Origin of the sequence: Parabacteroides sp. AM58-2XD (genome assembly GCF_003463685.1) — a bacterium.
Taxonomy (GTDB): domain Bacteria; phylum Bacteroidota; class Bacteroidia; order Bacteroidales; family Tannerellaceae; genus Parabacteroides; species Parabacteroides segnis.
The window spans coordinates 18,771-32,630 of sequence record NZ_QSDP01000041.1; the positions used below are offsets into that span (position 1 = coordinate 18,771).

The window sequence follows — 13,860 nt, forward strand, 5'->3', positions numbered from 1 at the left end:
GACAGGATACTCTCATCCGAATTGGAAACCTTTACGTGTCAATCAACGTACATTCGTCGCTTCAGCTTCTTCTTTAAATGGAAAATGGATCATAAACAAAGAACCATTGTTGGAACCAAACGGTCCCATCGAAACGTTAGTTGTAAATCCGGCTATCACTCAAGGCCTGATAAGCGTTATTATCTTATTATCAAAGGAGATAAGCCTGGTTCTACTAAATTTGAACGTAACCAGGCTGTTGCTGTCTCTGATTATCCGGACCGTGATTTTAAGATACAGCCAGAACCTGTTATCCAAGATTGGGATACCGAAGATGTGTCTATGTGGTACGACCAGTTTTCTGCACGTTTTTATGCCATTTTTCATGCGCACACTTATATAGGAATGATGACATCAATCAATGGAGTAAATTGGCAAAAGGCCATCGATTTTACAGTCATGAACAAACGTATCGCCCAAACCGGAGGAAATCCGGATATCCTTCCCGATAGGATGGAACGTCCTTTTGTTTTCAACGAAAATAACAAGCCTATAGCTTTATCGCTTGCCGTAAAAAAAGATAACGATGCTTATATAGTGATAGTTCCTTTAAAACAATAAAAACAAATTCATCTCTACCATGAAAAGAAAATATCTGATATTAACTATTTTAGCTTCTATGCTAACATCTCGGCTTTTGCCCAATCAACCGACGACCTCAACCTGTCGGCCATGATACAACCTGCCGACCCAGCGTTGTTCGTGCATGATTCCACGTACTATAACTGGTGTAATTCTATCATCAAAGACGATGACGGAACTTACCATCTGTTCTATTCACGATGGCCTAAATCCATCGGTTTTTACTCTTGGTTGACACACTCTGAAATAGCACATGCTACAGCTTCCAAACCGGAGGGACCTTACAGAATGGGCAAAACCGTCCTGAAAGCCCGAAAAGGATATTGGGATAGCGTCACGGCCCATAATGTAAAAGTAAAGAAATTCGACGATAATTATTATATGTATTATACTTCCACCAATACCGGTAAAGAAAAGTTGTCGGAAAACGATCTGGTCGAAGCTGCTAAAACAGGATATTCACACAAATACTGGCCTTTGTTGCGTTCTAATCAACGGACTGGTGTCGCTATGGCACAATCGCTGGAAGGGCCTTGGGAAAGAATGGACAAACCTATGATAGAACCTCACGGTCCTATCGGAACCGTAACGGTCAATCCCGCAATATGTCGGGGAGAAGATAGTAAGTATTACCTGATTATTAAAGGTGACGATGTAAAATCCAGTAAACCTCGTTTAATACAGGCGATAGGAACTTCCGATAGTCCTACCGGTCCATTCCGATTGGAAGATAAACCGGCTTTTGCCGATATACCCACCGAAGATGTATCCATGTGGTACGACAAAAACAGGAAACGCTATTATGCCATTTTTCATGCGCATGGAGGTAATTTTATCGGATTGATAACTTCTGAAGACGGTGTCAACTGGCAAAAAGCTAAACATTACGAGGTCTGTAAAAAAGAAGTCCCGTTGAAAGATGGTACAGTCATGAAAGTGGACCGGATGGAACGTCCTTTTGTGTATGTGGAAAACGGAGTACCGACGTTGCTTAGTTTCGGTGTCAAGAAAGGAAATGATGCATTTATCGTATTCTTTAAATTAACGGAGCCAAAAGAGAAACAGAAGGTTTTGGCTGACCGATGGGAGTTTCGAGGGATAGCCATTGACGAACCCGGTTACCACGTATGGGGCTCATCGCCCATTAAAGGTGAAGACGGTAAGATACATCTGTTTGCTACCCGTTGGAAAATAGAGCACAAGTTCGATCCCGGGTGGCGTTCGCATAGCGAAATAGCTCATTACATAGCCGATAAACCGGAAGGTCCTTTTCGCTTTTTGAATGTCGTGCTTACCGGGACAGGGAAAAAAACTTGGGATAAATGCGGCATACATAACCCGGCCATCCATAAAGTGGGAGACAAATATGCTTTACTCTACATTTCTAACGATAATTACAAACAACCGCCTCATCCTAAAAATCAAAAGATAGGCATGTTGATAGCTGATAACTTGAACGGTCCGTGGAAGAAGGTTGGAAAAGATGGTTGTATCCTTTCTCCCTCTTCTAACCCGGATCATTGGACTAATAATGCCGGTAACGGTGTTGTCAATCCCGCCCTGCTGGTACACCCCAAAGGGGGATACTTGCTTTACTTCAAATCGAATAAAGCTAAAATGGGGGTCGCTTTTGCTGAACATATCGAAGGTCCCTATGTGATGTATCCCGAACCTGTCACCCGTAACAATTTAGCCATAGAAGACGGATATGCCTTTATCTGGAAAGACAAGATCTGTTTACTGACTACCGACAACCATGGTATACTGAATGAAGGAGGAGGTATCTTGTGGAGTTCGGATGACGGCATTACTTTTGACAGAAAAGAAGCCGGTTTTTATCCGTTCGAATATTATGTAGGGAAAGACCGATTGAAAAATGCGAAAGGTATTTATGGAAAAATGCCTAAATTTGAACGCCCGCAGGCGTTAATGGAAAATGGAGAACCTGCCTGGTTGTATGTCCCTTCCGGCTTCAACATGAATGGAGATGATCATACAATTGTACATGTGTTGAAATTGAAATAATTATGTTTATGAAAAATATCATTTGTATCTTTTTTTTAAATATCTTTTTGGGAATATCACTAAAAGCTCAAAATGAAATTCAACGGACTTATGAGCGGCATTGGGAACAAGGGTATGAAAAAATAAGGATTATTTCATACAATGTGTTTAATGGTTTTGATTGGAAAAAAGACAAAGACCGTCAGAACCGTTTTGTGGAATGGATCAGAAAACAAGATCCTGAGATATTAGCATTACAGGAATTGTGTGGCTTTACTCAAGAAAGTTTATTGGTAATGGCACAACAATGGGGACACCCTTATGCTGTTATATTGAAGGAGGATGGTTATCCGGTCGGGATTACTTCAAAAAAACCGATAAATCTTAAAGCAAAATTGCTAGAAAACTGTGGACATGGTTTATTGCATGTGGAAACTTATGGATATGATATTTTGGTTACTCATTTGAATCCGGGAGATACAGATAAACGTCGTGCAGAAGCTGGGTTTATTGTTCAATATATAAAAGAAAAGGCATTAGATAAATGCTTTTTGATGGGAGATATGAATGCACATTCTCCATTTGATGCAGATTATATGGAAGCGAATGCTATTGAGTTGTTAATGAAATACGGAGGAAAACAAAGTCATAATTTATTGGATGGAAATTTTGATTATTCTGTTATTTCAAGACTTTTGTCATTGCCATTCATTGATGTTTGCCGACGTTATGTTCCCGAAGATAAGCGAACAACATTTCCAACTGCTATATTGATGTATTTGTCTCGACATCAAGAAGTCCGAAAACGAGTAGGTGAACGGTTAGATTTTATACTTGCAACGCCTTTGATTGCCAAAGAGGTGACAGATGCGTTTATTTATAATGAAGAAGATACGGATTATTTGTCGGATCATTATCCGGTAGGTATAGATCTGATGTATAAAAGATAAACAAGATAAAATATGAAGAAAATTTGCACAAGATTGATGTTTTCGATGATGGGAGTTTCCCCTTTGATGGCTCAGGAGAAGCCTAATATCATCTTCTTTCTGGTAGATGATATGGGATGGCAGGAGACCTCTGTCGCCTTCCATACGGAAAGAACTTGGTTGAACAACCATTACAATACGCCCAATATGGAGCGTCTGGAGTTGCAGGGAGTAAAGTTTACCCAAGCGTATGCTTGTCCTCTGTCTTCACCTAGCCGCATAAGTTTGATGACCGGGCAGAATGCTGCCCGGCATAAAGTGACGAACTGGACATTGTTTAAGGATAAATCTCCCGACCGGCATACAAAGAATGAAGAGGTGGCCGTTTCGGAATGGAACGTAAACGGCATGTCCATGGAACCCGGCGTTAAACATGCTTTATATGTGCGTGAAACACTGCCTTCCGTCTTAAAAAAGGCAGGTTATAAAACGATACATGTCGGGAAAGCCCATTGGGGGGCTATCGGGACACCGGGCGAAGAACCGTTGAACCTGGGATTCGATGTCAATATAGCAGGGCATGCAGCCGGAGGTCCGGGTAGTTATCATGGGACACGTAATTTCAGTGCCGCTTTTCGAAAAGGAGGTGCTGAATGGGATGTTCCGGGATTGGAAAAGTATCATGGCAAAGATATTAATCTCACTGAAGCATTGACTTTGGAGGCTACCCGTGAGATGGAAAAGGCGGTAGATGAGAAAAAGCCGTTTTATCTTTATATGTCCCACTATGCTATTCATGCCCCGTGGGAAGAAGACAGCCGTTTTCTGGATAAATACAAGCAGATGGGTCTGACGGATTTCGAAGCTATTTATGCCTCTATGTTGGAAAGCATGGATAAGTCTTTGGGTGACCTGATGCAACATGTCCGTCGTTTGGGGATTGAAGACAATACGATAATCATATTTATGTCGGACAACGGGCAACCGCGCCAAGCTAAAAAATATCCCCCGCTCAGGGGACATAAGATAACGCCTTACGAAGGCGGTATCCGTGTGCCGATGTTGGTAAAGGTGCCGGGAATGACGAAGGCGGGGTCGGTTTGTGACGTTCCGGTTATCATAGAAGATATTTATCCCACTATTTTATCTTTGGCTTCGGCAACGGAATTTGCAGAAAATATGGAAACGGTAGACGGTCGTGATTTCTCTCCTTTATTGAAAGGGAAGAAGTCTATGGACAAGAACCGGTCTTTCTTCTGGCATTATCCGCATATTTATGACATAAACGATCCGTACAGTGTCATCCGTAAAGGGGATTGGAAACTGATCTGGCATTATGCCGACCAACGGGCGGAGTTATTTAACTTGAAAGAGGATATAGGTGAAACGACCGATTTGATAGAAAAGGAACCGGCGAAAGCGGAGGTTTTGCGGAAAGAGTTGCGTGAATACCTGCAATCAGTGAATGCCTCTATCCCCTTGTCGAAGTCGGCCAATAAGTCTTTGGGGATGCCTTAATTATGAAAGATATAGATGAAATAAAAAACAGATAAATAGTATATGAAGAAAATTGAATTATTGTTCTTGTTGTTGTTCTTGGTTTTGTCTGTAAACGGGCAAGTGAAAGAAAGAATGCTTCCATTGCCGACCCAAGCCCAATTGGATTGGCAAGACGCAGAATTAGCGGTTCTTGTTTCTTACGACTTGCATGTGTTCGACGGAGTCAAATATAACCAGGCTTATAACCGTATCACCCCGATTCCTGATATAAATATCTTCAATCCGGAACAGTTGGATACGGATCAGTGGATTCGTTCGGTAAAAGCAATGGGGGCCGGAATAGCTATTCTTACGGCAACCCATGAAACCGGTTTTGCCCTTTACCAGTCGGATGTGAACCCGTATTGCATGAAAGCTTTAAAGTGGAAAGACGGCAAGGGGGATATTGTTCGTGATTTCGTCAATTCTTGCCGGAAATATGGCGTTCGGCCGGGTATCTATATCGGTATCCGTTGGAATTCTTTTCTGGGAGTACATGATTTCATGATGCCTAAAGACGGTACTAAATTTCAGGAAAACCGACAGGCCTTCTATAATAAAATGTGTGAAGGTATGACGGAAGAGTTGATGTCCCGTTATGGTGACTTGGTTATCGTTTGGTATGATGGTGGAGGTCATGGTCCGGAGTTGGGAGGAGCAGATATCCTTCCGATTGTAGAGAAATACCAAAAGAATATAATCTTCTATCACAATAGCCAACGTGCCGATATCCGCTGGGGAGGTTCCGAGTCGGGAACGGTTCTTATCCTTGCTGGGGAACATTTCCATTTCCTTATTCCCATTCCAAAAGCCAGGATATAATCTTCAAGGATAATTTTAAGTTGTTGAAAACAGGTGATCCGGAGGGTAAATACTATATGCCTGCCATGTCGGATGCCCCGTTGAGAGGTTATAACGGCCGTCATGAGTGGTTCTGGGAGCCGGGAGACGATGCACATGTCTTTCCGTTGGAGCATCTGATGAAAATGTATCATGGTTCGGTGGGCCGTAATTCGACATTGATTTTAGGAGTAACGCCGGATGACAGAGGATTGCTTCCGGATGTGGATGTGGCTCGCCTGAAAGAGTTTGGTGAAGAAATACAACGTCGTTTGGGAACCCGATAGCTACAACCCAAGGAGAAGGGAAGCGTTTACAGTTGAAATTGCCTGCAACGACAAAGATCAATGCCATTGTCATTGCAGAAGACATTCGCCAAGGTGAACGTGTCCGTAGCTATAAGGTGGAAGGAAAAGTGAACGGAAAATGGAAAACTTTGGCTACGGGAAGTTGTATCGGACATAAACGGATCGAGGAGATAGACCCCGTAGAGGTTTCTGCTCTCAGATTACAAATCGGAGAATCATTGGATCTTCCTGTCATTGCCGATTTTTCCATTTATTCATACTAACGTCTTATTCTGAAAAATATAATGAATGTCATGAAAAACAATTTATTCGTTTTATGTTGTACAGGTGTCGGACTTCTGTCGGCATCTGTTATGCAAGCCAAAGAGAAACCTCGTAATGTCTTGTTTATTCTTGTAGACGATTACGGTTGGAATGATACCTCCTGTGGGGGCAGTCGGTTTTACGAAACTCCGAATATCGACCGGATTGCCCGGCAGGGAGTGATGTTTACGCAGGGCTATGCTGCCTGCCAGGTGTCCAGCCCGTCACGTGCCAGTATCATGACCGGTAAATCGCCAGCCCGCCACGGTATCACCAACTGGATCGGAGAAGCTTCGGGAGAGGCATGGCGTAAAATGGGCCGCCATTCCAAACTGCTTCCGGCTGAGTATGCCTGGAAAATGTCCCAGGAAGAACAGACATTGCCGGAAACATTAAAACAACATGGTTATAAAACCTTTATGGCAGGCAAGTGGCATATCGGAGGGGAAGGATCTACTCCGGAAGATCATGGCTTTGAAATCAATATCGGTGGTTTCGAAGCCGGTAGTCCTGTCGGAGGTTACTTCTCTCCTTATAAGAATCCTAAATTGCCGGATGGTCCGAAAGGAGAAAATCTTTCCATGAGGTTGGCACAAGAAACATCTAAATTTATAGGAGAACAAACGAAGAAAAACAAAAAGCAGCCTTTCTTTGCTTATTTGTCTTTTTATGCCGTGCACGGTCCTATCCAGACCACGGAAGAAAACTGGAATTACTTTCGGAATAAAGCCGACTCGATGGGGATAGCTCCGGAAGGTTTTAAGGTAGACCGCACATTACCGGTTCGGCAGAGACAGGATAATCCGATTTATGCCGGTCTGATCAAACAAATGGATGACGCGGTAGGTGTGGTATTGGATAAACTGGAAGAATTGGGATTGATGGAAAATACATTGATTATTTTCACCGGTGATAATGGAGGCGTGTCTTCCGGCGATAATTATTCGACATCGTGTTTGCCGTTGCGTGGTGGAAAAGGTCGTCAATGGGAAGGCGGTTTGCGTGTCCCGTTTATTATTCAGGATCCGGACTGTCCGCTTCACGGAACAACGACCGATGTTCCTGCTATCGGTACGGATTTTTATCCAACTATCCTTGAGTATGCAGGTTTGCCGTTATTACCAGAGCAACATGTCGATGGGCGGAGTCTGATACCTGTATTGGAAGGATCAGAACTTCCGTCGAGGGCACTGTATTGGCATTATCCTCATTATGGGAACCAAGGTGGTGAACCCTCTTCCGTAATTCGTGACGGTGATTGGAAACTGATTCATTATTATGAAGACGGGAGAAACGAATTGTATAATCTGAAGATAGATGAAACGGAATCGGAACCATTGAATGCACAATATCCGGATAAAGTGGAGTTTTTGAGTCAGAAGTTATCTGTATGGCTGACAGAAGCCGGAGCCAGGTATCCGGTTGCAGATCCCCAATATAATCCGGTAAAAGAAGCTGAATATAAACTGAAGCAACAAACAGTGACGTTGCAACATCTGGAAGATCAGCGAAAACAACAGTTGTCTAAAACGTTCATACCCAATAAAGATTGGTGGGGTAGTAGCGTTGAAGATTAATCTATCCTTTCTTCTGCTTCTTATATTCCCTCGGTGACATCCCCATCACCTTGCTGAATAATCGGGAGAAGTAATAGGTATCTTCTATCCCTATTTTATAACAGATCTGGTTTACCTTCATATCCGTAAAGTCCAGTAGCTGGCAAGCCTGTTGTATTTTCAGTTGGTTGAAATAAGTCAGGGGGGCATATCCGGTACGCTTGCTGAACAGGACGGAAAAATGGGAAGGGGAATAGCCTATATGGGTAGCCAGGTCTGCTAATGTTATTTTCTTTTCCAGGTTTTCTTTCATATAGTGGATGGCAGCGGTAACGATATCGTTCTGATCCGATTCGTTACGGGCTGCTTCACGATATTGTTGGAGATAGCGTAAAGAACCTAAGTAATAATGAAAAGCAGAACAGGCATACAATAAGTTTTCATGGCTGTATCCCATCTCCAATGTGCGGAATATCTCTTCGAAAAGATCGTTTCGGTTGCTGATCCGGGACTGGACGCTCGGTTTTATTTCGATCGGACGGCTGGCCTGACCGGCAAAGTAAGAGGCCAGCTTCCCCTTGAAATGTATCCAGTAAATGGTCCAGGGATTCGTATCATCCGAACCGTAGGCATGCGTAACTCCGGCTGGCAGGATAAAATACTGGTTGGCTGTGACCGTATATTCCTGGTCGCCGCAACGGAACCATCCGGCTCCCTCTATACAATAAATGAAGACGAACTGGCAGATCGGCTCTTTCCGTTCACGGAAATGATGCAGGGCCTTCGGGTAATAACCGATGTCCGTAATGTGCAGGATTGATGAAAGCGCGTCTTTCTCCATCTCTTGTACGATAGACTGAGGTAATACAAGGGCCCGTTCTCCGCTAAAACCGTCTTTGAGTTTGATCATGATACTGGATTTATAGATGTGCACAAAGATATGTTATTTATATTATATCTTGTTATTTTTGGAATGTAAATCGAAAGATTGTCCATCCCTAAGCCGGTTTTATCTATTTCACTATTAACCGGAAACCTGTTTCTTTGCACCATAACTTTAATACTAATGTCATGAAGCGAACAACAGCTTACTTATTACTTATTTGCCTGGTCTCAGCTATGGGCGGATTATTATTCGGTTACGACTGGGTAGTGATCGGAGGTGCCAAGATATTTTATGAACCCTTTTTCGGACTTGAAGGCTCTGCTGCCCTTCGTGGGTGGGCGATGAGTAGCGCCCTGATCGGTTGTCTGGCCGGTGCGTTGCTTTCCGGTGAATGGAGTGATAAGTACGGGCGAAAAAAGATGTTGATTATCGCTTCTTTCCTTTTTGTACTGTCTGCCTACGGGACGGGGGCGGTCAATAGTTTTAACTGGTTTATCATTTATCGTATAGTCGGTGGGTTCGGTATCGGTATCGCTTCGAACATTTCACCGGTATATATTGCTGAGGTCGCTCCGGCCTCTGTCCGGGGAAAGTTTGTTTCCCTGAATCAGCTGACGATTGTTTTGGGTATCCTGATGGCGCAGCTGGCTAACTGGCAAATCGGAGAGTACTTTACACAGGGAGGTGAAACGCTGAGTGCCAACAGCATCGAGTGGGCCTGGCGATGGATGTTCTGGGCGGAACTGATTCCGGCCGGATTGTTCTTTATCCTTTCTTTTATTATTCCTGAAAGTCCGCGTTGGTTGGCAACCGTGCAAAAGACGACTCAGGCACGGGCTATCCTGTTGCGTATCGGTGGAGAGCAATATGCCGATCAGACGTTGGATGAACTGGCGCAACTGACCGATAAGAAAGAAGAAAAAGTAAACTGGGGAGCTCTGTTAAAGCCGGGTGTCCGGAACGTGCTCATTATCGGAATCGTATTAGCGATCTTCCAGCAATGGTGCGGTATCAACGTGATCTTTAATTATGCTCATGAGATATTTTCGGAAGCCGGTTATGCGGTGTCGGATGTCTTGATGAATATTGTAGTGACAGGGGTGACTAATGTGATCTTTACTTTTGTTGCCATCTATACGGTTGACAAATGGGGTAGACGAAGCCTGATGTTCGTCGGTTCGGCAGGACTAGCTGTTATCTATGGAATATTGGGAACCTGCTATTTCTTTGAAGTAAGCGGTTGGCCGATGCTTCTGCTGGTAGTGATGGCGATTGCCTGCTATGCTATGTCTCTTGCACCGGTGGTTTGGGTGGTTCTTTCCGAGATATTCCCCGTAAGGATACGCGGGATGGCAATGGCTATCTCCACATTCTTCCTGTGGGCAGCCTGCTTCCTGTTGACATATACTTTCCCGATATTGAATGAAGCGGTGGGTGCTTCCGGAACGTTCTGGTTGTATGGTGCCATCTGTTTGAGCGGATTCTTCTTTATACGTGCAAAACTTCCTGAAACAAAAGGAAAAACATTGGAAGAACTGGAAAAAGAATTAACAAAATAAATATACTGAAATGACTGAAAATGTGAAAGTGTGGGAAGAAGATATCCTTCTTCCTACCTATGGTATTGGCAAAGCCGAAAAGAATCCGATGTTCCTGGAGAAGCGTGTTTACCAGGGAAGCAGCGGAGTGGTGTATCCTTATCCGGTAGTGGAAAAGATTGAAGATACCTGCGAAGAAAAGAGTTATCATGCTGTTTATCTTGAAAACGAATATATCAAAGTCATGATCCTTCCGGAGCTGGGTGGACGTGTACAGATGGCATACGATAAGATCAAAAACCGCCATTTCATCTACTATAACCATGTGATTAAACCGGCTTTGGTCGGTTTGACCGGTCCGTGGATTTCCGGTGGAATCGAGTTCAACTGGCCGCAACATCATCGTCCGAGCACATTCCTGCCGATCGATTATACAATCGAACGTTGTGCCGACGGCAGTGCCATCGTTTGGGTGAGCGAGCGCGAACGTATGTTCCATCAGAAAGGGATGGCCGGTTTTACCCTTCGTCCGGGACGAGCTGTTTTGGAGATTCAGGGTAAACTGTATAACCCGACACCGATCCCGCAGACTTTCCTTTGGTGGGCGAATCCGGCTGTGGCCGTAAATGATGCCTATCAATCGGTGTTCCCTGCCGATGTAAATGCCGTGTTCGATCATGGTAAACGTGATGTGTCACGCTATCCGATTGCTACCGGTACTTACTATAAGATGGATTATTCGGCAGGAGTGGATATTTCCCGCTATAAGAATATACCTGTTCCTACCTCTTATATGGCAATCCGTTCCAACTATAACTTTGTGGGAGGATATGAGAATGATACCCGTGCCGGTGTGCTTCACGTAGCAAACCATCATATCTCGCCGGGTAAGAAGCAATGGACCTGGGGTAATGGCGATTTCGGACAGGCCTGGGACCGTAACCTGACAGATTCCGACGGCCCTTATATCGAACTGATGACCGGTGTTTATACCGACAACCAGCCTGACTTCACCTGGCTTCAGCCTTATGAAGAAAAAACGTTTACCCAATACTTCATGCCTTATCGCGAACTGGGGGTGGTGAAGAATGCCTCTTCCGACCTTCTGATGAACCTGGAACCCGATGGAAAGGGCGCTTTATTAAAAGTTTTTGCTACTTCCGTACAAAATGATTTGCATATTGTCGTGGAGAAAGCCGGAGAGGTTTGTCTGGATATTACCCGTGATATTACTCCCGAAAATATACTGGAGGAATTTGTTCCGGTTGCAGATTTGTGCGATGTGAAAGTCTGTATCCGTAATGCTAAGGGGAAGCAGATGTTATCCTGGGAACCGGAACCCGATGTTATTAAGGAAGTACCTGAACCGGCCAAAGCGGCTCTTGACCCGAAAGATGTGCGTACTACCGAACAGCTGTATCTGACAGGCTTGCATCTGGAACAATACCGCCATGCCACTTATTCGGCAACCGATTATTATGAAGAAGCACTTCACCGTGATGTGACCGATGTACGTAATAATAATGCGATGGGATTGTGGTTGATTCGTAAAGGTCAGTTTGCCAAGGCAGAACCTTATTTGCGACAGGCGGTGAAAACACTGACGGAACGTAATCCGAATCCTTATGATGGCGAGCCATTATATAATCTGGGCCTTTCTTTGAAATATCAGGGAAAAACAGAAGAAGCATATGACTTTTTCTATAAAGCCTGTTGGAATGCAGCCTGGCAGGATGCCGGCTACTATTCCCTGGCTCAGTTATCGGCAGCACGCGGAGATTGGGAAGAGGCTCTCTATGAAATAGATAAATCTTTACTTCGCAACTGGCATAATCTGCGGGGACGCCATTTGAAAGCGGCTATCCTTCGCCATCTGGGACGGAAGGATGAGGCACTAGCTTTGATTGAGGATTCTCTGCGTATCGACCGTTTCAATTTCGGTTGTGGTTTTGAAAAATATCTGATTACCGGAGTTGAGGCTGACCTGAAAGAATTGCTCGCTCTGATGCGTCCGGAGGCCCATAATTATGAAGAATTGGTCTTGGATTATGCATCTGCCGGCTGTTGGGAGGAAGCATTGGTGGTGGCTGAAACGGCTATCGGCCAAAATGTTTCGGGGCAGACTATGCTTCATTATTATAAAAGCTGGTTCCTGATTCAACTGGATCGTAAAGAAGAGGCTCTGGCAGCCATCCGTGAAGCTGAACAGCAATTGCCTGATTGTTGTTTCCCGAATGTATTGGAGGCAATTCTTGCTCTACAGTCTGTTATCGGGTTTGCAACAGAAACTCCGAAAGCCTTGTATTATTTGGGTAATTTGTGGTACGACAAGCGTCAGTATCCGGAAGCAATCACCTGCTGGGAGACTTCCATGCAGCAGGATGATACCTTCCCGACCGTCTTGCGTAACCTTTCCCTGGCTTATTTCAATAAACTGAATAGGCAGGACGAGGCGGTTACTCTACTTGAAAAGGCTTTTGCGCTCGATATGACGGATGCCCGTATCCTGATGGAGCTCGATCAGTTGTATAAACGTCTGAATCGTTCGCATGAAGACCGTCTGGCTTTCCTAGAAAAGCATAAAGACATAGCTTTCCAGCGTGATGACCTGTATCTGGAATATGTCACCTTACTGAATCAACTCGGACAATATGAAGAAGCAATCCGTATGATCGATGCCCGTAAGTTCATCCGTGGGAAGGGGGAGAAGGCAAGGTCCCGGCACAATACCAGCTGGCTCGTGTAGAATTAGTAAAGCAGTTGTTAGCTGAAAAGAAATATGAAGAAGCTCTGGCCTTGATTGAGGAATGTTTCATCTATCCGCATAATCTGGGCGAAGGCAAACTATATGGCGCACAGGAAAACGACTTCAATTATTATAAAGCCTGTACTTTGTCAGGGTTGGGACGCAAAGAAGAAGCGACGGAGTTATTCCTGGCTGCCAGCATCGGAAACAGCCAACCGGCTGCCGCTATGTATTATAACGATCAGAAACCGGATAAGATATTCTATCAGGGATTGGCTTTACGCAAACTGGGACGTGAAGAAGAGGCTCGCGGACGCTTTAATAACCTGATTTCTTATGGCGAAAAGCATCTGTATGATGTCTTTAAGATGGATTATTTCGCTGTATCCTTACCTGATTTACAGATATGGGAAGATGATATGAATAAAAAGAACCGTATCCATTGTAATTACCTGATGGCATTAGGCCACTTGGGATTAGGAAATAACGAGAAAGCAATGAAATATTTCAATATCGCTGCCGAAATGGATAACAACCATCAGGGAGTACAAATACATCAGAAGATGATCTGATCTTTTCCGATAGCATGA

At 44.2% G+C, this 13,860-nt stretch carries 7 protein-coding genes and 2 pseudogenes; 8 read left to right on the forward strand and 1 reads right to left on the reverse strand.

Annotated features, from left to right (window positions below; translation table 11 throughout):
• Positions 1-384: 384 nt before the first annotated feature.
• The 6 genes and pseudogenes from DXA15_RS11590 to DXA15_RS11615 all read left to right on the forward strand — a co-directional run bounded on the left by DXA15_RS11590 (position 385) and on the right by DXA15_RS11615 (position 8,121).
• Positions 385-600 (forward strand): hypothetical protein, encoded by a 216-nt coding sequence (locus DXA15_RS11590; protein WP_128134120.1) that lies wholly within the window; start codon positions 385-387, stop codon positions 598-600.
• 111 nt (positions 601-711) lie between these two features.
• Entirely contained in the window at positions 712-2,646 is a 1,935-nt protein-coding gene (locus tag DXA15_RS25520) for a glycoside hydrolase family protein (RefSeq protein ID WP_199676297.1), read from the forward strand.
• An 8-nt stretch (positions 2,647-2,654) separates the two neighbouring features.
• Positions 2,655-3,575: an endonuclease/exonuclease/phosphatase family protein gene (locus DXA15_RS11600; protein ID WP_158579654.1), complete on the forward strand. Its 921-nt coding sequence runs from the start codon at positions 2,655-2,657 to the stop codon at positions 3,573-3,575.
• Positions 3,576-3,587: 12 nt separating this feature from the next.
• Positions 3,588-5,072, forward strand: a complete 1,485-nt coding sequence (locus DXA15_RS11605) for a sulfatase (protein ID WP_122326705.1) — start codon at positions 3,588-3,590, stop codon at positions 5,070-5,072.
• Between the two features lie 42 nt (positions 5,073-5,114).
• A pseudogene (locus DXA15_RS11610) lies at positions 5,115-6,504 on the forward strand (alpha-L-fucosidase).
• Between the two features lie 30 nt (positions 6,505-6,534).
• Complete coding sequence (locus tag DXA15_RS11615; RefSeq protein ID WP_122326832.1) at positions 6,535-8,121, forward strand: sulfatase; 1,587 nt, start codon at positions 6,535-6,537, stop codon at positions 8,119-8,121.
• Position 8,122: 1 nt separating this feature from the next.
• Here the strand turns inward: DXA15_RS11615 and DXA15_RS11620 are convergent, their stop codons facing one another.
• Positions 8,123-9,010, reverse strand: a complete 888-nt coding sequence (locus DXA15_RS11620; RefSeq protein ID WP_048316865.1) for an AraC family transcriptional regulator — start codon at positions 9,008-9,010, stop codon at positions 8,123-8,125.
• A gap of 161 nt (positions 9,011-9,171) precedes the next feature.
• On the opposite strand from DXA15_RS11620, the gene DXA15_RS11625 reads away from it, so the two are divergent.
• Together DXA15_RS11625 and DXA15_RS11630 are read left to right on the forward strand one after the other, a co-directional pair.
• The gene (locus DXA15_RS11625; RefSeq protein ID WP_048316868.1) at positions 9,172-10,545 is read left to right on the forward strand and encodes a sugar porter family MFS transporter; all 1,374 of its coding nucleotides are present in this window, start codon (positions 9,172-9,174) and stop codon (positions 10,543-10,545) included.
• A 10-nt stretch (positions 10,546-10,555) separates the two neighbouring features.
• Positions 10,556-13,842: pseudogene (locus DXA15_RS11630) on the forward strand (DUF5107 domain-containing protein).
• Positions 13,843-13,860: the final 18 nt, after the last annotated feature.